Raw genomic sequence first — 23,511 nt, 5'->3', positions numbered from 1 at the left:
CAAAAAGGCGGCCGAATCAGGCCGCCAGCATCTTGTTCACTTCGCTGACCAGTTCGCGGAGGTGAACGGGCTTGGCCAGCACCTTGGCGTTCTTCGGGGCTTCCGAATCGGAGTTCAGCGCCACGGCGGCAAACCCGGTGATGAACATGATCTTGATGTCGGGGTCGAGTTCCGAGGCGCGGCGCGCCAGCTCGATGCCGTCCATTTCCGGCATCACGATGTCGGTCAGCAGCATCTCGAACGGCTCCTCGCGCAGCCGCTGATAGGCCGACATGCCGTTGTCGTGGGGTGAGACCTGAAATCCGGCGTTTTCCAGCGCCTTGACCAGGAAGCGTCGCATGTCGTTGTCGTCTTCGGCGAGCAGGATCTTGTGCATGGCGGTCGGTCGTCGCTTCCGGCTTGGAGGATCATTCCGCCCACTAAGCCCGACAGAGGGTAAATTTCGGGTGAAAGGTAACGGCGTCTTGGCGATCGCGGGCAGCGCTATTTATGTAGCGGTATGTACCAGGATCGATCAAGGCGGCGCTTTTCAGGCGTTTGCGACACCTTCCAGGAGAATGGCGGCTTTTTTCGCTTGGCAGAATGATTACGATTACGGACAATACATCCTTACAAAGCCCTGCCCTTCGGCAGAATCGGTCGCATGATCGATCGGCCCAAGGGAAAGCGGACATTCAAGGGACGGCGCCCGACGATGACCCAGTTTGATGGCGAGCTGTCGCCCCCGTTCGAGATCGTGGAGCCGGCGCACTGGCGGGCGCCGATCATCTTCAACTCGCCTCATTCCGGCTCGGTCTATCCGCTCGAATTCCTCAACGCCTGCCGGATCGACCTCGCCGCGCTGCGCCGTTCCGAGGATTCGTTCATGGACGAGTTGATCGGGGACCTGAGCGAACGCGGCTTTCCGACGGTGCGGGTCAATTTCCCCCGCTCCTATGTCGACGTGAACCGCGAGCCCTATGAGCTCGATCCGCGGATGTTCACCGGACGCCTGCCGAGCTTTGCCAATACGCGCTCGATGCGGGTTGCCGGCGGCCTCGGCACCATTCCGCGCGTGGTCGGCGACGGGCAGGAGATCTACCGCGAGCGGCTTTCCGTCGACGACGCGCTGGGGCGGATCGAGGCGCTTTACAAGCCGTATCATCGGGCGCTGCGGCGGCTGATCAATAAGGCCCATCAGGCGTTCGGGACCGTGATCCTGGTGGATTGCCATTCGATGCCGTCGGTGGGCGTCTCGCGCGACGAGCCGCGGCGGCCCGACATCGTGATCGGCGACCGCTACGGCACCAGTTGCGCGAGCCTTTTGGCCGATGTCGTCGAGGAAATCATGAGCGGGCTCGGCTATTCGATCGGCCGCAACAAGCCCTATGCCGGCGGCTTCATTACCGAGCATTACGGCAACCCGGCCAGCGGATTGCACACCGTGCAGCTCGAGCTCAACCGCGCGATCTATATGGACGAGCGGCGGCGCGAGCGCGGCCCGCGCTTTGCGCAAATGGCCACCGATTTTGCCGCGCTGGCGGAAGCGCTGGCACAGGTGCCGCTCGGCGATCTCGGCCCATTCCAGGCGGCCGCGGAGTAGAGGCCAGACCGATCAGCCGCAACGTCTCCGCCAACGCGTTCACGCGCGTCCTGGACGCGCCACGGGCGGAGGACTGCAGGGCCAAATGAAAAATCTCGAAATCAACCCCATGCAAAGAAGCCACCGCCTGATGCTAATGATGCGCTGTCCTGAATCGCATCGGGACTGAACATGCTCAGCGGGGGCAAAAGAAAAAAGGGCCGCTTGAATGAACAAGCGGCCCAAGTCTAGGGAGGAAACGCCCAAGGAGGGCAGCGATAGCGCGAGGCGCTACCGCACCGCAACAATATGCGGCCGCGCTGCACAAAACGCAAGGGTTTTTGGTTCGCTGCCGTCCAAAGTGGAACAAGCTGGCAGATCGGCAACACTTCCAACGGATGAGGTTTAAGTAAAGTAAAATCAATGACTTATATGGAAGCCCCCGCTAAGCCACCGCCTTCGTGCAGTGCTGGTATGCCAAAACTCGCAACTTCGTGATAGCGGGACTAACCAAAAATCCACCCTTAAACGAAGCCTAGTCGAAAGCCGATTCGAAAGCCGATACCTCAGGACGAATGGGATAACGCGCCGCTGGTCGTGCGCGGCAGCGCGGATTGAGCTAGGCAAGAGGCGGTATTTTCATTCCGGTAAGGGATAGCCGTGACGGTCATCGATTTCACAGCCTTCATCGGCCGCCTCGCGACCGCGTCTGGCGAGACCATCCTGCCGTTCTTCCGGACCTCGCTCTCCATCGACAACAAGAGCGCGAGCGATTTCGATCCAGTCACCGAAGCCGACCGTGCCGCCGAAGCTGTGATGCGCCGCCTGATCAAGGCGAACTTTCCCCAGCACGGCATCGTCGGCGAGGAATTCGGCAACGAGCGCGAGGATGCCGAATATGTCTGGGTGCTCGATCCGATCGACGGCACCAAATCCTTCATCGCGGGATTTCCGATCTGGGGCACCCTGATCGCGCTGTTGCACAAGGGCACGCCGGTATTCGGCATGATGCACCAGCCCTATATCGGCGAGCGCTTTTCCGGCGATAGCGGCTCGGCGCATTATTCTGGGCCGTCCGGTGAGCGGCGGCTGACGGCGCGGCGCTGCGCTTCGCTGAAGGAAGCGACCTCTTTCACCACCAGTCCGCTGCTGATGAACGCCGCCGACCGCGAGATCTTCGGCCGGGTCGAGAGTTCGGTAAAGCTGTCGCGCTATGGCGGCGACTGCTATTCCTACTGCATGCTGGCGGCCGGCCATCTCGACCTCGTGGTCGAGACCGAGCTCAAGCCCTATGACATCGCGGCATTGATCCCGATCGTCACCGGCGCCGGCGGCATCGTCACCAATTGGGAAGGCAAGCCGGCCCAGAGCGGCGGCCGCATCATCGCCGCCGGCGATGCCCGCGTGCACGAGGCGGCGCTGAAGCTCTTGAACGGCTAGAGGCGCAGCCACAAGGAGCCCCGATGGATGCATTGATCGTCGTCGATATGCAGGTCGGGCTCCTCAATGGGAAGCCAAAGTACGATCTGCGCGGCGTCATCGAACGCATCAACCGGCTCGCCGTGAAGGTACGCAAACAGTCCGGCCTGGTGATTTTCCTGCAGCATTGCAGTGGTGCGGAAGACGATTTCGTGCCGGGCACGCCGGGCTGGGCGCTTCTGCCAGAGCTCAATCGCGCGCCTGCCGACATCGTCATACGCAAGACCCTGAACGATCCCTTCGTCGGCACCGACCTCGCGGCGCGCCTGAAGGAAATTGCGCCGGAGCGCGTATTCATCACGGGATGGGCAACCGACCTTTGCGTCGACGCGACCGTCCGATCGGCCGTTTCAAATCATCACGACGTCGTCGTGGTGACCGATGCCCACACCTTGAATGACCGCCCCCACCTCGACGCCGCGAGCGTCATTCGTCACCACAATTGGGTCTGGAGCCATTTGATCACGCAGCGATCGGTCAGGCTCGCGCGTACCGACGAACTGCTGCTTTGACGAGGCTTGGCTTCCGCTGCAGCCGACCGACCGGATCTTGCATCGAGCGGTTCATCGCGTACGATGACCGCCAACGCGCACCGTAGATGCGGATCTGGGGAGTATTCATGAGACTTCTGAGCAGGCTGCTTGCCGGACTGACGCTACTGTTGTTACCGGTATTGTTGCCAGCCTTGGCCTCGGCGCAGGATTTCCCCGCAAAACCGATCAAGCTGATCGTGCCTTTCCCGGCCGGCGGCCCCAATGATATCATCGCGCGCGTGATCGGCCAGCGCATGTCCGAGATTACCAAGCAGCCGGTGCTGATCGACAACCGTGGCGGCCAGGGCGGCGTGCTCGGCACCGACGCGGTCGCAAAGGCAGCCCCCGACGGTTACACCATCGCGATTTCGAGCGCGGGCGCGCTCGCCATCAGCCCGAGCATGGAAAGGGTCGCCTACGATACGCTTAGGGATTTCGCGCCGGTGACGCTGGTCGCCACCGTCCCCGAGATGCTGGTGGTCGCGACCAACGTCCCCGCCAAGGACATGAAAGAACTGATCGCGCTCGCCAGGGCGCAGCCGGGGAAACTGAATTTCGCCTCGTCCGGTCCCGGCAGCCTGCCGCATTTGGCGGGCGAACTGCTCAAGCTGACGGCCAACATCGACATCGTGCACGTTCCCTATCGCGGCGCCGCGCCGGCGGTGAACGATCTGCTCGGACAGCAGGTGCAGATGACGTTCCTCGATCTGCCGGTGCTGCTGCCGCAGATCAAGGCCGGCGCCCTGCGGCCGATCGCGGTCGGCGCCCCCGAGCGGGCGCCGACCGCAATCGAGGTACCGACCACCGCCGAAGCCGGAATGCCCGGCATGATCATCGAGAACTGGTACGGCATGGTGGCGCCCGCCGCCACCCCGCCGGCGATCGTCGCGGCCTTGCACAAGATCACGACAGAAGCGATGGCCGATCCGACGGTGAAGGAAAAGCTCGCAGCCCAGGGCGCGACGCTGGTCGGCGACACGCCGGAACATTTCCGCGGCTTCATCGACAGCGAAATCAAGAAGTGGGCGAAGGTGATCAAGGACGCGGGCGTCGTGACGACGAAGTGAGCATCACGGCGCGGACCGCCGCGTCCCTGTCTATTGCTGCACCAGAGCATGATCCGGAAAAGTGGGTACCGGTTTTCCGGAAAGATCATGCTCAAATCAAAGAAGTAGAGCGGGATGACGATTCGAAGAAAAGTCATCACGCTCTAAAGCCGTGAAATAACCGAAACATCCAGCGCGATATCGCGCTGGCCCGGCCGTGACAAAAGTTACCGGAGGCTTTGATGAAGGCTCTTCGCGTGCTTCTTACCGGATTGTCCGTGCTGCTGCCCGCCGTGGCGGCAGCGCAGGATTTCCCAAGCAAACCGATCAAGCTGATTGTGCCGTTCCCACCCGGCGGCCCCAACGACATCATCGCGCGCCTGGTCGGCCAGCGCATGTCGGAAATCGCAAAGCAGCCGGTCGTGATCGACAATCGCGGCGGCCAGGCCGGCGTGCTCGGTACCGATGCGGTCGCAAAGGCAGCCGCCGACGGCTACACGATCGGCATCGTGAGCGCGAGCGCGCTGGTCATCAACCCGACGATGGAAAAGGTGCCCTACGACGTGACGAAAGATTTCGCGCCCGTCACGCTGGTGACCACGGTGCCGGAAATGCTTGTCGTCGCCAGCAACGTGCCCGCCCGCGACATGAAGGAGTTGATCGCGCTCGCCAAGGCCCAGCCGGGGAAACTCAATTTCGCATCCGCCGGCGTCGGTGGCTTGCCGCATCTTGCCGGTGAACTGCTCAAGCTGACGGCCAGCATCGACATTGTGCACGTGCCCTACCGGGGCGCTGCGCCAGCAGTGAACGATCTGCTCGGCCAGCAGGTGCAGATGGCCTTCCTCGATTTGCCGGTGCTGCTGCCGCATATCAAGGCCGGCACCCTGCGCCCGATTGCGCTTGGTGCTCCGAAACGCGCGCCCACCTCGCCTGACGTGCCGACCACCGCGGAGGTCGGCATGCCGGAGTTGCTGATCGAAAACTGGTACGGCATGGTCGCGCCGGGCGGGACGCCCGAGCCGATCGTCGCCACCCTGAACCGCCTCGCCAACGAGGCGATGAACGACCCGCAGGTGAAGCAGAAGCTCGCCGATCAGGGCCTGACGGTCGCCGGCGACACGCCGGGGCATTTTCGCAACTACATCGGAGCGGAGACCCAGAAGTGGGCGCGCGTCATCAAGGCCGCCGGCCTTGCCACGGGCAAATGACGCCCGGCGTCCCTGTCAGGCATCAAGCAGGCGTCCACGCAATTCCCCTGCTGTGCCCTAAGAGCAGAAACGAGTCGGTTTAAGGCAATAACGAGTCCACCAGAACGTTGCGGCGCCGGCGTCACCCGCCCGCTCGCCGCGAACGTCCGGTCCCGCCCAGGAAGCCGACGTAGAACGCAAGTCGCGTTTTGACCCATTTCGGACCTTGGGCGTAGCCGGACATCGACCCACAATCGTGCTATATAACCATTCGATTTCCCCAGTACGGGGGACCATCTTGAGCAGCGCGCACGTAGAGCGACGACTGGCGGCTATTCTGGCGGCGGATGTCGCAGGCTCTTGCCGCTTAATAGGGATAGACGAAGAAGGCACGCTGGCGCGACTGAAAGCGCTTAGAAGGACGCTTTTCGATCCCAAAATCGCGCAGCATCACGGTCGTGTCGTCAAGAATACCGGGGACGGCGCTATTGCCGAGTTCGCCAGCGTGGTCGACGCGGTCCGATGTGCCGACGAAATTCAACGCGGCATGGCCGAACAAAATATCGACGTGCCGCAGGACAAGCGGATCGAACTCCGCATTGGCATTCACGTCGGTGATATCATTATCGAAGAGAACGATATCTTTGGCGACGGCGTCAATATTGCGGTGCGTCTAGAAGGGATCGCAGAGCCGGGCGGTATCAGCATTTCGGACGACGCACGTCGGCAAATTCGTGGCAAGGTAGATGTAACGTTTGAGGATTTGGGTTCGCAATCCTTGAAGAATATCGCCGAACCGATGCGGGTCTGGCGCGTCCCATACGGTCGCGCCGTGCCAGCCGTGCCGAACCGCTGGCCTGTTGATGAGACCCTTGCTCTGCCCAATAAACCCTCGATCGCCGTTCTCCCCTTCACCAACCTCAGCTCCGATCCGGAACAGGAATATTTTGCCGACGGCATGGTCGATGACATCATCACGGCGCTGTCTCATTTCAAGGCGCTGTTCGTCATCGCCCGCAACTCGAGCTTCACCTACAAGGGGCGCGCCGTCGACGTGAAGCAGGTCGGGCGCGAGCTTGGGGTGCGCTACGTGTTGGAAGGGAGCGTCCGCAAAGCGGCAAACCGAGTCCGCATCACAGGACAGCTTGTCGATACCGCCACCGGGGCACATCTTTGGGCAGAACGGTTTGATGGTGGGCTCGGCGACGTCTTCGATCTGCAGGACCAGGTGACCGAGAGCGTTGTCGGGGCGATCGCGCCCGCGATGGAAAAAGCCGAGATCGAGCGTGCCAAGCGCAAGCCGACCGAGAGCCTCGACGCCTATACGCTCTATTTGCGCGGTTTGGCCAGGTTTTATCAGTCTGCCAACCGGCAAGCGAACGACGAGGCATTGCGCCTGTTCAACCGCGCGATCGAGCTCGATCCGGATTTTGCGTCGGCCTACGGTCGTGCCGCCCTTTGCTACGTCATAGCCAAGACCAATGGCTGGTTTTCAGACACAGCGAACGAGATTGCCGAAGTGAAGAGGCTCGCCCAGCGGGCGGTTGAGTTGGGCAAGGATGACGCGATCGCGCTCGCCGCGAGCGGATGGGCGTTGGCGTTTGTTGTTCGCGATCTCGAGGCAGGGGCCGGCTTAATCGATCGCGCGCTTGTGCTCAATTCCAATTCGGCCGAGGCATGGTTTTGCGGCGGCTGGGTAAAAACCTTTCTTGGCGAGCAGGAACCGGCGATCGGGCGCTTCGCACGTGCCATGCGCCTGAGCCCACTTGATCCGCGGGTGAGCGGAATGCGGGCCGGGACCGCGTTTGCCCATTTCCTCCTGGGCCGCTATGACGAAGCGGCATCGTGGGCGGCAATGGTATTGCAGGACAATCCGGACCATCAACCTGGATTGCGGGTCGCCGCCGCAAGCAATGCAATGGCCGGGCGGCCGGAGCAAGCACATCAGGCAATGGCTCGGCTGCGGCAACTGAATCCTGCGCTACGTGTTTCCACTCTTAAAGCCGTGCTGGGCCCTTGGCCGGCCGACGATGTCGCGCGATATGAAGAAGGATTGCGGCAAGCCGGGCTGCCCGAATGACCATCGCAGAAAGATGCTCGCCCGTTGGGACAAGATGATCGAATAAGCGCGACTTCCGTTGTTGGCCGCTATGAAATATCGGCGGGTCGAAATTACTCCAGCTTGATGTTGGCCGCGCGGATCACCTTCGCCCACCTTTGCGTGTCGTCAGCGACGAATTTTCCGAAGTCAGATGGCGAGAAAACAAGAGGCGTAAGGCCCAGATCGGCGTATCGCGCCTTGATACCGGGGCTTGCTAGTCCCGCATTGATATGATCGTTGAGCTTGTGAATGATCTCGGACGGTGTGCCCTTCGGCGCACCCATCCCCGCCCACACGGTCACCTCATATCCGGGGACCGTTTCGGCAATGGTCGGCACGTCCGGCAGCGCCGGCGACCGCGTTGCGGTGGTCACCGCAAGGGCTCGCAGTTTACCAGCCCGGATGAACTCAAGCGATGGGCTCCCGCTGACGAACATTAGCTCGAACTGCCCACTAATCGCGTCGGTAAGGGCAGGTCCTTCGCCGCGATAGGGCACGTGAATTAAGTTGACGCCAGTCATGATCTTGAACAGCTCGCCGGCCAGATGGCCCGGCGTCCCGACGCCGCCCGACGCCATGTTGATCTTGCCGGGATTGGCCTTGGCGTAGGCGATGAAGTCCGGAACGGTTCTGGTGGGATGAGCAGGATGCATCACCATGACTTGGGGCCCATGCACGATCCCGGCAACCGGTGCAATGTCCCGGATGAAGTTGAAGTTAAGCCTGTCGTAGAGCGTTGCGTTGATTGCGTTCGGTGTTAAGGCCAAGAGGAGCGTATAGCCGTCGGCCGGTGCACGGACGACTGCCTCTGTGCCAATATTGCCGCCGGCACCCGGCCGGTTGTCGACGACGAATTGCTGGCCGAGCCGCTCCGATAACCACTGACCCATTAGACGAGCGTGAAAGTCCCCCGAGCCGCCAGCGGGAAAGCCGACGATGATGCGCACCGGCCGCGTCGGATAGGCTTGCGCTCGCGCGATGGTCGAGAGCGCCGGTAGCGCGGCAGTGGCCGCAGCCAAATGCAGAAACTGCCTTCGGTGGGGAAGTTTCATTGCAGTCCCTCCGCGGCGGTAATCCGATGCGAACGGGCGCAAATAGCCTATTCCTATTCCTGAGATCGCGGAAGGGCGATGTCGCCTATTCGCACTTCAGTGACCTGCGAGTCCCTTTGTCCGGAATGCGGCAAAACCGACCGCACTGACGGGACTCAGAATTCGACGACGTCGGACGCCGGGGACTCGTAATCTACTTAAACTAGACTCCAATCCGTTTGTCAGGCCGACTTGAAAGTATTGGCCTTCATGCTCCGCCAGACTCGTAGTTCGCTTTAAAGCACACCTGCGGCGTCGCCAGACCTTCAGCATTTTCGCTCTCCCTCACATGTTCAGCGTGGCGTAGATTTGCGGAGGTGCTCCGCCAGTTGCTGCGCGGGCTTGGGCAGCGCGCGAAAACTCCGCGCGCAGATCACGAGTTTCCGGTTGGCCCAGGAATCCCTGATCCTGATGACATTGATCTTCATTGATCGCGCGCATCGTTTTGCCGCCACTTCAGGCATCACGCCAATCCCGATGCCGGCGGCGACCATCTGGCCGATCGCATCGAAGCTGTTCAGCCGTGCACGAAAGCGCAGGCGCGCGCCGAGACGGGCCGCATGTCCGCTAATATGGGCGTGCAGCGCGATCGAACCGATCAGGCCGACGAATTCGCGTTCCACCACTTCGCTGAAATCGACCTGCCGCCGGTTCGCAAGTTCGTCGTCCCGCGCGGCGACCAGCACCAGACGGTCTTCGCTGAACGGGCTCCGTTCGATATTGTCTGCAAGCGCGTGCTCGGCGGCGAGCCCGAGATCGGCAGCGCCAGTTACGATGGCGCGGGCGATTTCGGCGCTTTCGCGCTCCTCGACGTCGATGGAAATGTTAGGATGTGCGGCCAGGAAGGCAGCCAATGCCTTCGGCAGGTATTCCGAAAGCCCCGACGTGTTGGCGAGGAAGCGGACGGTGGCCTTCGCGCCGCGGGCAAAGGCGGCCAGATCGCCGCGCATTGCCTCGACATTGTGAAGCACGACCCTCGCATGATCGAGCAGGCTCTCGCCGGCCGGCGTCAGATCGACGCCGCGCCGGCCGCGCGTCAGCAGCGCAACCCCAAGTGCTTCTTCCAGCCCCTTGATCCGCGCGCTCGCCGACGCCAGCGCCAGATGAACCCGCTGCGCGCCATTGGTGATGCTGCGCGTCTCGGCCACGGCGACGAAGAGCTGAAGATCGACCAGATCGAAACGCATCGGGGTTCCTTGGACGTGATCTGCGCTGAGATCGTCATTGCGAGCGAAGCGAAGCAATCCATGCCGCCACAGCAAGAAAGAATGGATTGCTTCGTCGCTTCGCTCCTCGCAATGACGAGGAGCGCTCAGCCTTCGTTTGGACCGAAGGCTGTCTCCGTAACCTCCAGATTGTGCCCGATGCGTCGATGGGTCAAGGTCCGGCCATGTTGGATTCCCTGCTTCTCCTCGTCACCGCCACCTTCCTGCTCGCGGGCTTCGTGAAGGGTGCACTCGGGCTCGGCCTGCCGACGGTGTCGATGGGCCTGCTTGCGGTGTCGATGCCGCCGGCCCAGGCGATCGCCATCGTCATCGTGCCGGCGATCGTCACCAACATCTGGCAAACTTTCGGCGGTCCTTACTTGCGGGATATTTTCCGACGGCTATGGCCGTTGCTGACTGGTACGGCCGCGGGCGTCTGGCTGAACGCGGGGTCGCTGACCGGACCCTATGCGCGCTACGCCACGATCGCGCTCGGCCTGCTGCTGGCGATCAATGCCATTATCGGCCTGAGTAAATTTAATCTCACTGTTGCCCGGCAAAACGAAAAATGGGTCGGCGGCATCGTCGGGCTGATCACCGGCATGATTTCGGCGGCAACCGGCGTGCAGGTCATTCCGTCGGTGCCGTTCCTGCAGGCGATCGGGATGGAAAAGGAAGAACTGATCCAGGCGTTGGGCGTGTTCTTCACGGTCGCGACCCTGGCGCTCGGCCTCAACCTCACCGGCGCCGGTCTAGTGACGGCCGCAACCGCACTGCCGGGCGCCGTCGCCATGGCGGCGTCCTTTGCCGGCATGTTTATCGGACAGGCGCTGCGGACCCGGCTGCAGCCGGATATCTTTCGGCGCTGGTTCCAGATCGGCATGATTGTTCTCGGCCTCTACCTCGCCAGCAATGCGCTTGTGAAACTGATGTCGTAACTTCCCTCGAAGCCAAGCAGGAAAAGCCAGCAAATTCCCTGTGAAGGAATTCCCTGGACAGGCGGATAGCCGAACCTAGCGGGCCTCCAGCATCGCGACGCGGATGCCGAGATAGACGAACAGGCCGCCGAGAGCCCGGTTGACCCAGGCCATCGCGCCGGCCGATTGGCGGATGCGGCCGGCGGCCCTGGCCGCGAAGGCCGCGATGCCGAAGCACCACAACGTGCCGCTGGTGATGAAGATCAGGCCCAGTACCAGGAAGGCCAGCGTCTTGTGGCCAGAGTCCGCGGCCACGAATTGCGGCAGGAAGGCCAGAAAGAACAGCGCCACTTTCGGATTGAGCACGTTAGTCAGCGCGCCCTGCCAGAACACGCGGGAAAGCGACGTCTCGTTGCCCTCCACGGCCGCCTCCACCAGCGGGTGCACGCGCGACAGCAGCATCTGGACGCCTGTGAACAACAGATAGGCGGCCCCGGCCCATTTCAGCACCGTGAAGGCAGCAGATGACGCCATCAACAGCGCCGACAGGCCGATGGCGGCGCCGAACACGTGAACGAGGCAGCCGACGCTGATCCCGGTCGCCGCCGCTGCCCCGCCGCGCCATCCGAACTGGATGCTGCGGCCGATAATATAGGCCGTATCCGGCCCCGGGGTGACGTTGAGCAGCAGCCCGGAAAGGATAAACAGCCAGAGTTCGTGAATGCCGAGCGTCGCTGCCATCGTCTGACCGGTTCCCCTGCTGTCCCCTCAGCCCTGTTTGCACATACGCCGATCTTTGGAGGATTGCAGTACTGTCATGAGCAAATCGGGCTTCCACCAGATCGCGCATATTTTATAAACATTGGAATCGTTCGAATGACCGCGTAGTGGTTATCCTGCGCACTCCGGCGCCGTTGGGGATATAGTGGGGAGATGGAGAGACGCCTGGCAGCCATCGTCTGCGCTGACGTCGCCGGCTATTCCCGCATGATGGGGGCCGACGAGGCGGGGACGCACGCCACGTTCAAGGCCCATCGCACCGCGATCTACCCGATCATCCTCAATCATGGCGGCCGCCTGGTGAAGAACACCGGCGACGGTTTCCTCCTTGAATTTCCCTCAATCGTCGGCGCCATCGAGGCTGCGATCGCGATGCAGATGGTGATGGCCGAGCGAAACGAGCATCTGCCCGCCGATCGATCCATGCAGTTCCGCATGGGCATCCACATGGGCGACGTGATGGCCGACGAGGACGAGGTGTTCGGCGACGACGTCAACATCGCCGTCCGCCTCGAATCGGTCGCCGCCCCCGGCGGCGTGGCGGTTTCGGGCAAGGCCTGCCATGAGGCCGGCAAACGCCTCAACGTCGTGCTGGTCGACGCCGGCCCGCACCGGTTCAAGAACATCGACGAGCCGATCCACGTCTGGACCTGGCAACCCGCTGGCTCCGACGCTAGCGGCGCTGCGCCCAAAGCCTCGAGCGAAACATCGGTCACCAATCTTCCGGCCCAGTACCGGACGGCGATCGTGGGCGTGCTGCCGTTTGCGAATCTGAGCGAAAGCGCGGACGAGTATTTTTCTGACGGGCTGACCGAGGACCTGATCCACGCGCTTTCACTGCAATCCTTCTATCGGGTGCTGAGCCGCAACTCGACATTCTCCTTCAAAGGCAGGAATGTGAGCACGCGCCTGATCGCGCGCGAGATCGACGCGAGCTACCTGATCCAGGGCTCCGTGCGCCGCGCCGCCAACAAGATTCGCGTCACCGCCGAGTTGATCGCGCCCGAGACCGGCGAGCAATTATGGACCGGCCGGTTCGACCGCGACATCGGCGACCTGTTCGCCATGCAGGACGAGCTGACCACCAGCCTGTCCGCGGCGATCGCGGCCGAGATCTACCGGGCGGAAGCGTCCGCTCCGCCACGCTCCACATCGAACGATCTCACCGCCTGGGATCGGTTCCTCAAGGGTCTGTCCCACTATTACCTGCAGAACAAGGCCGATTTCGAAACCTCGATCGGCCTGTTCAAGGAAGCCATCGCGCTTGATCCGACGCTGTCGATTGCGCGCGCCTATCTCGCCACCATCCTGACCCAAGCTATCCATTTCGGGTGGATCAAGGGCACGCGCGAAGTGTGGGACAGCGCAATGAGCCTCGCGGAGAGCAGCGTCCGGCTCGATCCCCGTTCGTCCTTTGCGTTTCAGATTCTCGCCTATCTGCACGCGCTGGAAGGACATTACGAGGCGGCGATGGATGCCGCCAAACGGGCGGTCGGGCTCAACCCCTACGACATGGGCGCCCGCGGCGTACTTGGCGCGTGTCATCTCTACAGCGGCGAACATCGGGCCGCCGTCGAATTGTTTACGATGGCAGCACAGCGCGGCAACAGCGATCCCCGATACCAATTTGAGACGTTCAACGCGTTCAGCCATTACCTGCTCGGCCAATATGACGCTTCGCTGTCATGGGCGCGCGAGGCCCTGTACGCCAATCCCAATCATCTGCAGGCGCTCACGATACGGACCGCAGCGCTCGCCCAATTGGGACGCGCCGACGAGGCGGCAAATGCGGCCGGCGTTGTGCTGAGCAACTACCCGACCCTGACCGTCGAACGCTACTTGCGGAATTTTCACTGGAAGCTGGCGGCCGACATTGCCCATTTCCGCGACGGCCTCGTGAAGGCCGGCCTTCCCTTCGGTAAATTGACGCTGGTCGAATCCTCGCCAAGGCTCGCCGCAGATTCCTGAGCGTGTGTGAGCCGGTCGGTTGACACCGCGTCGGATTCCGCCAAAACTTTCCTACACGCTGAAGTAGTTCGTCACCGAATTCCCTTTTCAGAACTGTCATCCGCCCCACGTCGGGGACGGGCCATTTTCATATTCGGCGCCCTTTTAAGGATTGAACCATGTCAGACGATCGCATTGCCACCGCCCTAGGTGCTGCGCCTGCCGGGCAGATTACCGTTTCATCCAATAATCCCTGTCCGTTTTTGCGCGCGCTGGTCGCCAATGGTTACGTCGGCGGCCACGTCGTGCCGCTTTCGAAACTGTCCGAAATCGTCGGGGACGCGAGCGGGCAAACCGGCCTTGGCGAAAAGAAAGTGCGGCTGGCAACCTGGATGGTTGCCGTGATTGCCAACGGGCTCGGACCGCTGCGCGTGTTGAAGAGCGCGACCTCGGGCGCCGTGCTCGACGAACTGCGCAATGGCCCGCTCGACAAGCATGGCGGCGGTTCGCGCATTCTCGATGCCGACGCGAAGGTTCACGAAGAGCAGGTCGAACGGCTCGCGAGCTTCGGCAAGGACTGCAAGGACCCTTCAGGGGGCATCGAGCGCGGGCTGACGGCGAAAGAGATCAACGCCTTCATGGCTGACAATATCAAGCGCGACGGCGGTGCGGCGCACTGGTACTACCCACTCCTGATGAAGGGCGAATGGCCTGTGCTGCTGAAGATCCTCGGCAAGGGCGAAGGCGAGGCGCGCTACCTCAGCGTCGCCGAGGTCCGAACACTGTTCGTCGAGCGGCGGCTGCCCGAGCGGATTACGGCACGGTTGCCGAAGCCTGCCTCGGCCTAGACAACGGTCTCATACGCGGGCTTGACCCGCGTATCCATCGTCCGCGTCAGCGGACACCCCCGATTTGTTCGAAGCGGCGATGGGTTGCCGGGTCAAGCCCGGCAATGACAGTTTCGGCTGCGCTATTTGAACAGCGGCGTGCCCGGTACGAAGGCGTCGAACGCCGCCCAGAATTGCGAGCGGTAGCGGTCCTGTTCCTGCAGGATCTCGTGCTTGGAGCCCGCGATCACCAGATGCGAGCCGGCGCGCAGATGGTAGGCGAACTCCTCGATCGCGGCCGTGGAAACAATGCTGTCGTTGCTAGCGGCCAGCATCAGGATCGGCTGGCGGATTTCGGACGGGTAATTCACGCCGCGGAAGGTATGCATCGCCCTGAACGCGGTATCGGCCCAGGCCACCGTCGGCGAACCGATGCCCAGCGTCGGATCTTCTTCCAGGATCGCGGCGTTGCGGGCGTAGCGCACGGGATCGCTGGTGAAGGGGTTGTTGATGAAGGATTCCGTTCCGGTCAGCGCGTCGCTGCCGCCGGGAACGTAGCGGCCGCCCTGCCCCATCAGCCGCATCCCCCGCAGCAACGCCCGCGTCGGAAACGAGGTCCTGCGCCCCGGCAGGTCGATCATCGGCGCCGACAGCACCATGCGGTCAAACCAGCGTTTGCCCGCATGCGCGATCCGCAGCATGACCGCGCCGCCCATCGAATGCGCCAGCGCGAAAAAGGGCGGCGGGCAATCCGGCAGCACCACCTGCTGCACGAAGGTTTCGACGTCGACCTCGAAATCGGAGAAGTCGCGGACATAGCCCTTGCGCGGGTCGCGCAGGCGGCGCGAGGAATGCCCCTGGCCGCGCCAGTCGATCATCGCCACCGCGAATCCGCGATCGCGCAAATCCCGCACCGTCTCGAAATATTTCTCGATCGGCTCGCTGCGCCCGGTGAAGACGCAGACCGTGCCCTTGCGCCCAGCCGGCGGCGACCAACGCGCGAACCGCAGTTCCGCGCCGTCGGGCGTCTTGATGGTGCCTGAGACGACGTCCTCCGGAACCGGGTTGGCAGGGATCGAGACAAGCGTCATGAGGAGGAACCGGCTAGGTGAAAAGGGCTTGAAATCAAGGCGGGGGGCACCGAAAAGAGGCTGATTTCACCCCTCTTGAACGCCGTTTCACCCCTCCCATATCATTTCTGTGCAGGCCGCTACCAGTGTTTCGGAACCGAAACCCACGGCTCCAAAACTCTCAGGCTGCACGAAGACTAAAGCCCGGCCCGATGGCGGGCGGGTTAACTGAAACAGTCGCTCAATGGAGGACTATCTATGCGTACCTACGATCTCACCCCGTTTTATCGTTCCACCGTCGGCTTCGACCGCTTCTTCAACCTGCTCGATCAGGTGACCTCAGACGGCAGCCCCGGTTATCCGCCCTACAATATCGAGCGCACCGGTGAGAACGCCTACCGCATCAGCGTTGCGGTCTCCGGCTTCTCGCAAGGCGAGCTTTCGATCGTTGCGAAGGAAAACACGCTGACGATCAAGGGCGAGAAATCCGCCAACGAGAACGGCAAGGACACTTCCGAAGTGCTTTACCGCGGCATCGCCGCGCGCGCCTTCGAGCGCATCTTCCAGCTTGCCGATTTCGTGCAGGTGAAGAATGCCTCGCTCGAGAACGGCCTGCTCCACGTTGATCTCGTCCGCGAGATTCCCGAGGCAAAGAAGCCGCGCAGCATTCCGATCAATTCGGGTGCGAAGGCCCCGCAGGTGGTCGACGCTTCGGTCGCCGCATAACGCATCTCAAGCTTCGGCCGGTATTGGCTGAACGCGAAAACGCCCCGGGAAACCGGGGCGTTTTTTTGCGCGCACCCCTGATCCGCAATTTTGCAGGCCTCGCACGGCTCACGTCACCGTGAGGTTGTGTAACGATGCCGTCGCTCTCCTCGAATTTCGAACTGGAGCGGGCGAGCCGCTTATCAAGCCGATCATGGAGCAGACCAATGAGCATCTTACGAACACTGACAATCGTTGCCGGCGTCCTTGCGGCATCGCTCGGCGCGCAAGCCGCGCCGGCGCTGGCCGCTGATCCCGTCAAGGCGCAGAACGTCGTACTGGTGCACGGTGCGTGGGCCGACGGATCGAGCTGGGCACAGGTCATCCCAAAGCTTCAGGCGGCGGGCCTTCACGTCACCGCAGTACAGAATCCGCTGACCTCGCTGGCAGATTCCGTTGCCGAGACACGCCGCGTTTTGGCGCAACAGGACGGCCCGACGGTGCTGGTCGCGCATTCCTGGGGTGGCACCGTGATCAGTGAAGTCGGCACCGACCCGAAGGTCACCGGGCTGGTCTACGTCGCGGCGCGCGCGCCCGATGCGGGCGAGGATTTCGTCGCGCTTTCGCAGAAGTTTCCGGCAGGCCCCGCGCGCGCCGGCGTGCAGGAGCATGACGGCTTCACCAAATTGTCCGAGGACGCCTTCCTGAAATATTTCGCCAACGGGGTCGATCCGACGACCGCCAAAGTCCTCTACGCCGTGCAGTGGCCGACCGCGGCTTCCATCTTCGCCGGCCGCACCACCGCTGCCGCCTGGCGCAGCAAGCCGAGCTGGTACGCCGTGTCGAAGCAGGACTACACGATCAACCCCGACCTCGAACGGTTTCTGGCCAAGCGGATGAATGCCACGACGGTCGAGCTGGAGGCCGGCCACCTGTCGCTGGTCTCGCAGCCCGACAAGGTCGCCGACCTGATCCTGGCCGCCGCCGGCCAGCGCGAATAGCTCGCCGCAATGAAACGCCCCGGTAAACCGGGGCGTTTTCGGTTCGTAGGTTGGTAGCCGGATGGAGCGCAGCGCGATCCGGACTACCGGTGTTTCATTCGAGCCCCTGTACGTTCGGCATATCCTGGGTCGGCGCAATCTGCGGAGCGGGGTTCGCTGCAACGGATCCGGTTGTCACCGGGGCGGGCGCTGCCGGCACCTCGGCCGGCTTCGACGCAGGCGCTGCCGCCTGTTTGAGCGGCGCGGCAGAGGGTTTGGAGGCGAGCGGATTGGCCTTCGGCATCGGCACGGTGCGGCTCGCAACGCGGGCGGGCCGCGACGGCCGCGGCGCGCCCTGGACCTGGTCGGGCGCTTGAGCCTGCGGCGGCGGAGCTGCGGAGGGTCCGCCGAGCGCGCTCTGGTCTTCGTCGTAATTGTCACCCATCCGGTAGGCCGGCATGAAACGGATAATCCGGCCGTTGCGCGCGTCGATCATCAGCCGGCCATCCTCGCCGCCGCGGTCGATGACCGCAATCGTGTAGACGAAGCCGCGGAGCCTGGGGATGCCGAGCGGCGAGAACCCGTTGTCGCGCAGCACGGAATAGACTTCTGTCGACGGCAACAGGCCGGGGCCAGCGCCGTATCCGTACTGCGGTCCGGGAGCCGGGGGCGGTGCCACCGCATAAGGCGTATCGAAATCCGATGCTGCCGTGTAACGCCCGGGCATCTGCGCCTGCGCGCTGCCCGCCAGAAGGACCACTCCCGCCGCCAAAGATCCCGTGAACAACTTCATCACCGAAAGCTCCTGTAAGCCCTGCAGCCACCGGGCCTGGGCGGGAGCATTTTTACGCTCTCGCCTGCCAAGCCAGACTGGAATTTCACGGCGAAATCCGGCAGTCCTTGGGCCGGATCGGGGCGCCGCTGCCGCAAAGCCCGGCTCGCGGGTTTTTTCCCCGTCGCCGAGCGGCCGATCCGCATGCGGGCGAGGACTTTCACGCGCTTGTGTGGTAAAGAAAAATTTGGCATGGTCGAGGTTAGGACAGTATCACTGTCTCAATTGCGGAGCTGTCCCGGCACGGGGATTGCAACGAAACCGTGGCGCCACGAGCTCCAGGGCAGTGCAGGCAAGGCCGTTCCTCAGGGACGTTGAACGGGAAAGCCTGAATTTAAGAAATTGCGGCTCGCGGAGGACGAGCGGTGGCCCGGTGGGTGCCGCAAGCGTCCAAGGTGCGCCGACGATGCGGTGAGGCCCTTAGCCTTTTTGAGAGGAATGCGATGAGCGGTTCGGAATTCGAGCGCGAAAATTTCGTGGCAGAAACCCTGTCGGCGACCGCGGCTTCGAAACCGGCCGACGCTTTGCTTGAAGATTCGGCGCGCGAGCACGACTGGCGCCCGCCGGCCGAGGGCCTGTACGACCTCAGCATGGAGAAGGATTCCTGCGGCGTCGGCTTCATCGCCAACATCAAGGGCAAGAAGTCGCATCAGATCGTCTCCGACGCGATCAACATTCTCTGCAACCTCGAGCATCGCGGCGCGGTCGGCGCCGATCCGCGCGCCGGCGACGGCGCCGGCATTCTGGTGCAGATCCCGCATGCCTTCTTCGCCCGCAAGGCCGCCGCACTCGGCTTCAAGCTGCCCGAGCCCGGCCAGTATGCGATCGGCGCGCTGTTCATGCCGAAGGAGACGGCGTGGCGGAAGGTGATCCAGAGCATCATCGCCGAACAGATCAAGGAAGAAGGTCTCGTGCTGCTCGGCTGGCGCGATGTGCCGTCCGACAACTCCTCGCTCGGCGAAACCGTCAAGCCGACCGAGCCCTATCACATGCAGGTATTCATCGGCCGCAACGGCACGGCGAAGACCGAGGACGAGTTCGAGCGCAGGCTCTACATCCTGCGCAAGTCGATCTCGCAGGCGATCTATCAGCGCCGTGATCGCGGCCTTGCTGGCTATTACCCGGTTTCGCTGTCGTGCCGCACCGTGATCTACAAGGGCATGTTCCTCGCCGACCAGCTCGGCAAGTACTATCCCGACCTGCATGAAGCGGATTTCGACAGCGCGCTGGCGCTGGTGCATCAGCGCTTCTCGACCAATACCTTCCCGACCTGGTCGCTGGCGCATCCATACCGGATGATCGCCCACAACGGCGAAATCAACACGCTGCGCGGCAACGTCAACTGGATGGCCGCACGCCAGGCTTCCGTGCATTCGGAGCTCTACGGCAAGGACATCAGCCGTCTCTGGCCGATCTCCTACGAGGGCCAGAGCGACACCGCCTGCTTCGACAACGCGCTCGAATTCCTGGTCCAGGGCGGCTACTCGCTGCCGCACGCGGTGATGATGATGATTCCGGAAGCGTGGGCCGGCAATCCCCTGATGGATGAGCAGCGCCGCGCCTTCTACGAATATCACGCCGCCCTGATGGAGCCGTGGGACGGCCCCGCCGCGATCGCCTTTACCGACGGCCGTCAGATCGGCGCTACCCTCGACCGCAACGGGCTTCGCCCGGCGCGCTATCTCGTCACCAAGGACGACCGCATCGTGATGGCGTCCGAAATGGGCGTGCTGAAGATCCCCGAGGACCAGATCGTCACCAAGTGGCGGCTGCAGCCCGGCAAGATGCTGCTGGTCGATCTCGAACAGGGACGCCTGATTCCCGACGACGAGATCAAGGCGACGCTGGCCAAGAGCCATCCCTACAGCGACTGGCTGCATCGCACCCAGCTGGTGCTGGAGGAATTGCCTGACGCGCCCACCAAGGGCATCCGCTCGAACCTGCCGCTGCTCGACCGGCAGCAGGCGTTCGGCTATAGCCAAGAAGACATTACCATCCTGATGACGCCGATGGCGGCGACCGGCGAGGAAGCTGCCGGCTCGATGGGCAACGACACGCCGATCTCGGCGCTGTCGGACCGGCCGAAGCCGCTGTTCACCTACTTCAAGCAGAACTTTGCGCAGGTCACCAACCCGCCGATCGATCCGATCCGCGAAGAACTGGTGATGAGCCTCGTCTCGATCATCGGGCCGCGGCCGAACCTGTTCGACCTGCAGGGCATGGCCTCGACCAAGCGGCTCGAAGTGCGCCAGCCGATCCTGACCGATGCGGATCTGGAAAAGATCCGCTCGATCTCCGACGTCGCAGACACGCATTTCAAGTCGCGCACGCTCGACACCACCTTCCATGCCGGCTTCGGCGCGGCGGGAATGGAGCAGGTGCTCGATGAGCTCTGCGCGCGTGCCGAAGGTGCGGTGCGCGAAGGCGTCAACATCATCATCCTGTCGGACCGCATGGCGGGTACGGATCGGATTCCGATCCCCTCGCTGCTCGCCTGTGCCGCCGTGCATCATCATCTGATCCGCACGGGCTTGCGGACCTCGGTCGGCATCGTGGTCGAGTCCGGCGAACCGCGCGAAGTGCATCATTTCGCGTGCTTGGCCGGTTACGGCGCCGAGGCGATCAATCCATATCTGGCGTTCGAAACCATCATCGCGATGAAGGACCGCCTGCCGGGCGCGCTCGACGACTACGAGATCGTCAAGCGCTACATCAAGTCGATCGGCAAGGGCCTGCTGAAGGTGATGTCCAAGATGGGCATCTCGACCTATCAGTCCTATTGCGGCGCGCAGATTTTCGACGCCGTCGGATTGAAGGCCGACTTTGTCGCGAAGTATTTCGCCGGCACCCACACCCGCATCGAAGGCGTGGGACTGGCCGAAATCGCCGAGGAAACCGCGCGCCGCCATACGGATGCGTTCGGCGACGCTCAGGTCTACAAGACCGCGCTCGATGTCGGCGGCGAATACGCCTACCGCACCCGCGGCGAGGACCACGCCTGGACGGCCGAGTCCGTCTCGGCGCTGCAGCATGCCGTGCGCGGCAACTCGCAGGAGCGCTACCGCGCGTTTGCCAAGATCCTCAACGAGCAGTCCGAGCGGCTATTGACGCTGCGCGGGTTGTTCCGTCTCAAGACCGCCGAGGACGAGAAGCGCAAGCCGGTGAAGCTCGATCAGGTCGAGCCGGCCGCCGAAATCGTCAAGCGTTTCGCCACCGGCGCGATGAGCTTCGGCTCGATCTCGCGCGAAGCGCATACCACGCTGGCGATCGCGATGAACCGGATCGGCGGCAAGTCGAACACCGGCGAAGGCGGCGAAGAGGCCGACCGCTTCAAGCCGATGCCGAACGGCGATTCGATGCGCTCGGCGATTAAGCAGGTCGCCTCGGGCCGTTTCGGCGTGACGACGGAATATCTCGTCAACTCCGACATGATGCAGATCAAGATGGCGCAGGGCGCCAAGCCCGGCGAAGGCGGCCAGTTGCCCGGCCACAAGGTCGACGCGACCATTGCGCGCGTGCGGCATTCGACGCCCGGTGTCGGTCTGATTTCGCCGCCGCCGCATCACGACATCTATTCGATCGAGGATCTGGCGCAGCTCATCTACGACCTCAAGAACGTCAATCCGGACGGTCAGGTCTCGGTCAAGCTGGTCTCCGAAATCGGCGTCGGCACGGTGGCCGCGGGCGTCGCGAAAGCGCGCGCCGACCACGTGACGATTGCAGGTTTTGAGGGCGGCACCGGTGCCTCCCCCCTCACCTCGATCAAGCATGCAGGCAGCCCTTGGGAAATCGGCCTTGCCGAAACCCATCAGACGCTGGTGCGCGAGCGGCTGCGCAGCCGCATCGTGGTCCAGGTCGACGGCGGCTTCCGCACCGGACGGGACGTCGTGATCGGCGCGCTGCTCGGCGCCGACGAGTTCGGGTTCGCCACCGCGCCTTTGATCGCGGCCGGTTGCATCATGATGCGCAAGTGCCATCTCAACACCTGCCCTGTCGGCGTCGCGACGCAGGATCCGGTGCTGCGCAAGCGCTTCACCGGCCAGCCCGAGCACGTCATCAACTACTTCTTCTTCGTTGCCGAGGAAGTGCGCGAGATCATGGCGCAGCTCGGCTACAAGAAGTTCGACGAGATGGTCGGCCAGACCCAGATGCTCGACCAGTCCACGCTGGTGGCGCACTGGAAGGCCAGGGGGCTCGATTTCTCAAAGCTGTTCGTGCGGCAGAAGGAAGAGAAGGGCCAGAAGATCTATCACGCCGAAGCCCAGAACCATCATCTGGAGAAAGTGCTCGACCGCCGCCTGATCGAAAAGGCGCAGGCTGCGCTCGATCGCGGCGCGCCGGTCAAGATCGAGGAGGAGATCAACAACACCGACCGTTCCGCCGGCGCGATGCTGTCGGGTCAGGTCGCCAAGATCTACGGCCATGCCGGGCTGCCGCATGACACCATCCACGTCAGCCTGAAGGGCACTGCGGGCCAGGCATTCGGCGCGTGGCTGGCGCGCGGCGTCACCTTCGATCTCGAAGGTGAAGGCAACGACTATGTCGGCAAGGGCCTGTCCGGCGGCCGCATCATCGTCAAGCCGCCGAGGAATTCCGGCATCGTGCCGGAAGAATCCATCATCGTCGGCAACACGGTGATGTATGGCGCGATCGAGGGCGAATGCTATTTCCGCGGCATCGCCGGCGAGCGCTTTGCGGTGCGTAACTCCGGCGCGATCGCCGTCGTCGAAGGCGCCGGCGACCATTGCTGCGAATACATGACCGGCGGCATCGTGGTGGTGCTGGGCAAGACCGGGCGCAACTTCGCGGCCGGCATGTCGGGCGGCATCGCCTATGTGCTGGACGAGGCCGGCGACTTCGAGAAGCTGTGCAATATGGCGATGGTGGAGTTGGAGCCGGTGCTCTCGGAAGAGATGATCAACCAGAATACCTACCACCACGCCGGCGATCTCGAGCAGCATGGCCGGGTCGACGTATTCCAGAACCTGCTCGATTCCGACGTCGAGCGGCTGCACGTGCTGATCACGCGCCACGCCAAGCTGACCGGCTCGAAAAAGGCCGCCGTGATCCTCGCCGACTGGAAGGCCTGGCTGCCGAAGTTCCGCAAGGTGATGCCGGTGGAATACCGCCGCGCACTGAAGGAAATGAAGGCGAACGCCGACGCCGAACCAAAAATCGCGATCGGGGCTTAGTTACACGAGCCCGTCATTGCGAGCGCAGCGAAGCAATCCATAGCGCCACAAGCCGAAC

General features: G+C 63.0%; 17 protein-coding genes and 1 pseudogene. 12 read left to right on the top strand and 6 right to left on the bottom strand.

All coding sequences use genetic code 11. The features are described from left to right. Nucleotides 1–16: 16 nt before the first annotated feature. A complete protein-coding gene (gene cpdR / locus V1288_RS16605; protein ID WP_027539837.1) occupies nucleotides 17–376 on the bottom strand; it encodes a cell cycle two-component system response regulator CpdR in 360 nt (119 codons plus the stop codon). 318 nt (nucleotides 377–694) lie between these two features. On the opposite strand from cpdR, the gene V1288_RS16600 reads away from it, so the two are divergent. From V1288_RS16600 to V1288_RS16575, 6 genes are all read left to right on the top strand, one after another. Next, on the top strand, nucleotides 695–1,582 hold the full coding sequence (locus V1288_RS16600) for an N-formylglutamate amidohydrolase (RefSeq protein ID WP_334358055.1): 888 nt from the start codon (nucleotides 695–697) through the stop codon (nucleotides 1,580–1,582). 639 nt (nucleotides 1,583–2,221) lie between these two features. Beyond that, nucleotides 2,222–3,001, top strand: a complete 780-nt coding sequence (gene hisN / locus V1288_RS16595) for a histidinol-phosphatase (RefSeq protein ID WP_334358054.1) — start codon at nucleotides 2,222–2,224, stop codon at nucleotides 2,999–3,001. A 32-nt stretch (nucleotides 3,002–3,033) separates the two neighbouring features. Further along, on the top strand, nucleotides 3,034–3,552 hold the full coding sequence (locus V1288_RS16590) for an isochorismatase family protein (protein WP_334358053.1): 519 nt from the start codon (nucleotides 3,034–3,036) through the stop codon (nucleotides 3,550–3,552). A 107-nt stretch (nucleotides 3,553–3,659) separates the two neighbouring features. Beyond that, nucleotides 3,660–4,640, top strand: coding sequence for a Bug family tripartite tricarboxylate transporter substrate binding protein (locus V1288_RS16585; protein ID WP_334358052.1), 981 nt, complete (start codon nucleotides 3,660–3,662; stop codon nucleotides 4,638–4,640). 221 nt (nucleotides 4,641–4,861) lie between these two features. Further along, the gene (locus V1288_RS16580; RefSeq protein WP_334358051.1) at nucleotides 4,862–5,827 is read left to right on the top strand and encodes a Bug family tripartite tricarboxylate transporter substrate binding protein; all 966 of its coding nucleotides are present in this window, start codon (nucleotides 4,862–4,864) and stop codon (nucleotides 5,825–5,827) included. 277 nt (nucleotides 5,828–6,104) lie between these two features. Continuing rightward, on the top strand, nucleotides 6,105–7,886 hold the full coding sequence (locus V1288_RS16575) for an adenylate/guanylate cyclase domain-containing protein (protein WP_334358050.1): 1,782 nt from the start codon (nucleotides 6,105–6,107) through the stop codon (nucleotides 7,884–7,886). A gap of 92 nt (nucleotides 7,887–7,978) precedes the next feature. On the opposite strand, the gene V1288_RS16570 is transcribed toward V1288_RS16575, so the two are convergent. Continuing rightward, complete coding sequence (locus V1288_RS16570) at nucleotides 7,979–8,959, bottom strand: Bug family tripartite tricarboxylate transporter substrate binding protein (protein ID WP_417021153.1); 981 nt, start codon at nucleotides 8,957–8,959, stop codon at nucleotides 7,979–7,981. 332 nt (nucleotides 8,960–9,291) lie between these two features. Next, entirely contained in the window at nucleotides 9,292–10,185 is an 894-nt protein-coding gene (locus V1288_RS16565; protein ID WP_334358048.1) for a LysR substrate-binding domain-containing protein, read from the bottom strand. A gap of 203 nt (nucleotides 10,186–10,388) precedes the next feature. Between V1288_RS16565 and V1288_RS16560 the strand changes: the two genes are divergently transcribed. After that, complete coding sequence (locus tag V1288_RS16560; RefSeq protein ID WP_334358047.1) at nucleotides 10,389–11,141, top strand: sulfite exporter TauE/SafE family protein; 753 nt, start codon at nucleotides 10,389–10,391, stop codon at nucleotides 11,139–11,141. Between the two features lie 75 nt (nucleotides 11,142–11,216). Here V1288_RS16560 and V1288_RS16555 read toward each other — a convergent pair whose 3' ends face one another. Beyond that, nucleotides 11,217–11,861: a LysE family translocator gene (locus V1288_RS16555; protein WP_334358046.1), complete on the bottom strand. Its 645-nt coding sequence runs from the start codon at nucleotides 11,859–11,861 to the stop codon at nucleotides 11,217–11,219. Nucleotides 11,862–12,053: 192 nt separating this feature from the next. On the opposite strand from V1288_RS16555, the gene V1288_RS16550 reads away from it, so the two are divergent. Both V1288_RS16550 and V1288_RS16545 read left to right on the top strand, forming a co-directional pair. Then, nucleotides 12,054–13,868, top strand: a complete 1,815-nt coding sequence (locus tag V1288_RS16550; RefSeq protein WP_334358045.1) for an adenylate/guanylate cyclase domain-containing protein — start codon at nucleotides 12,054–12,056, stop codon at nucleotides 13,866–13,868. A 158-nt stretch (nucleotides 13,869–14,026) separates the two neighbouring features. Further along, nucleotides 14,027–14,689, top strand: a pseudogene (locus V1288_RS16545) (di-heme-cytochrome C peroxidase); the annotation flags it as partial. A gap of 128 nt (nucleotides 14,690–14,817) precedes the next feature. Here V1288_RS16545 and V1288_RS16540 read toward each other — a convergent pair. Next, entirely contained in the window at nucleotides 14,818–15,765 is a 948-nt protein-coding gene (locus V1288_RS16540; RefSeq protein ID WP_334358043.1) for an alpha/beta hydrolase, read from the bottom strand. 237 nt (nucleotides 15,766–16,002) lie between these two features. Here V1288_RS16540 and V1288_RS16535 point away from each other — a divergent pair, with 237 nt between their 5' ends. Then, nucleotides 16,003–16,470 (top strand): Hsp20 family protein, encoded by a 468-nt coding sequence (locus V1288_RS16535; protein WP_334358042.1) that lies wholly within the window; start codon nucleotides 16,003–16,005, stop codon nucleotides 16,468–16,470. Between the two features lie 206 nt (nucleotides 16,471–16,676). Further along, nucleotides 16,677–17,450 carry an alpha/beta fold hydrolase gene (locus tag V1288_RS16530; RefSeq protein WP_334358041.1) on the top strand — a complete coding sequence of 258 codons (774 nt, stop codon included), beginning with the start codon at nucleotides 16,677–16,679 and terminating at the stop codon, nucleotides 17,448–17,450. A 94-nt stretch (nucleotides 17,451–17,544) separates the two neighbouring features. Here the strand turns inward: V1288_RS16530 and V1288_RS16525 are convergent, their stop codons facing one another. Then, a complete protein-coding gene (locus V1288_RS16525) occupies nucleotides 17,545–18,222 on the bottom strand; it encodes a hypothetical protein (RefSeq protein WP_334361329.1) in 678 nt (225 codons plus the stop codon). Nucleotides 18,223–18,704: 482 nt separating this feature from the next. On the opposite strand from V1288_RS16525, the gene gltB reads away from it, so the two are divergent. Further along, entirely contained in the window at nucleotides 18,705–23,453 is a 4,749-nt protein-coding gene (gltB, locus tag V1288_RS16520) for a glutamate synthase large subunit (protein ID WP_334358040.1), read from the top strand. Nucleotides 23,454–23,511: the final 58 nt, after the last annotated feature.

This window comes from Bradyrhizobium sp. AZCC 2176, from assembly GCF_036924645.1.
Lineage (GTDB): Bacteria > Pseudomonadota > Alphaproteobacteria > Rhizobiales > Xanthobacteraceae > Bradyrhizobium.
Note: the sequence above shows the minus strand (reverse complement) of the source record. Positions and strands in the feature narration are given on the sequence as shown.

Excerpts from the sequence above, each read along its gene's own strand:
- cpdR (WP_027539837.1), bottom strand. The coding sequence starts at position 376 with ATGCACAAGATCCTGCTCGCCGAAGACGACAACGACATGCGACGCTTC.
- V1288_RS16600 (WP_334358055.1), top strand. The coding sequence starts at position 695 with ATGACCCAGTTTGATGGCGAGCTGTCGCCCCCGTTCGAGATCGTGGAG.
- V1288_RS16585 (WP_334358052.1), top strand. The coding sequence starts at position 3,660 with ATGAGACTTCTGAGCAGGCTGCTTGCCGGACTGACGCTACTGTTGTTA.
- V1288_RS16580 (WP_334358051.1), top strand. The coding sequence starts at position 4,862 with ATGAAGGCTCTTCGCGTGCTTCTTACCGGATTGTCCGTGCTGCTGCCC.
- V1288_RS16570 (WP_417021153.1), bottom strand. The coding sequence starts at position 8,959 with ATGAAACTTCCCCACCGAAGGCAGTTTCTGCATTTGGCTGCGGCCACT.
- V1288_RS16565 (WP_334358048.1), bottom strand. The coding sequence starts at position 10,185 with ATGCGTTTCGATCTGGTCGATCTTCAGCTCTTCGTCGCCGTGGCCGAG.
- V1288_RS16560 (WP_334358047.1), top strand. The coding sequence starts at position 10,389 with ATGTTGGATTCCCTGCTTCTCCTCGTCACCGCCACCTTCCTGCTCGCG.
- V1288_RS16555 (WP_334358046.1), bottom strand. The coding sequence starts at position 11,861 with ATGGCAGCGACGCTCGGCATTCACGAACTCTGGCTGTTTATCCTTTCC.
- V1288_RS16550 (WP_334358045.1), top strand. The coding sequence starts at position 12,054 with ATGGAGAGACGCCTGGCAGCCATCGTCTGCGCTGACGTCGCCGGCTAT.
- V1288_RS16540 (WP_334358043.1), bottom strand. The coding sequence starts at position 15,765 with ATGACGCTTGTCTCGATCCCTGCCAACCCGGTTCCGGAGGACGTCGTC.
- V1288_RS16535 (WP_334358042.1), top strand. The coding sequence starts at position 16,003 with ATGCGTACCTACGATCTCACCCCGTTTTATCGTTCCACCGTCGGCTTC.
- V1288_RS16530 (WP_334358041.1), top strand. The coding sequence starts at position 16,677 with ATGAGCATCTTACGAACACTGACAATCGTTGCCGGCGTCCTTGCGGCA.
- V1288_RS16525 (WP_334361329.1), bottom strand. The coding sequence starts at position 18,222 with ATGAAGTTGTTCACGGGATCTTTGGCGGCGGGAGTGGTCCTTCTGGCG.
- gltB (WP_334358040.1), top strand. The coding sequence starts at position 18,705 with ATGAGCGGTTCGGAATTCGAGCGCGAAAATTTCGTGGCAGAAACCCTG.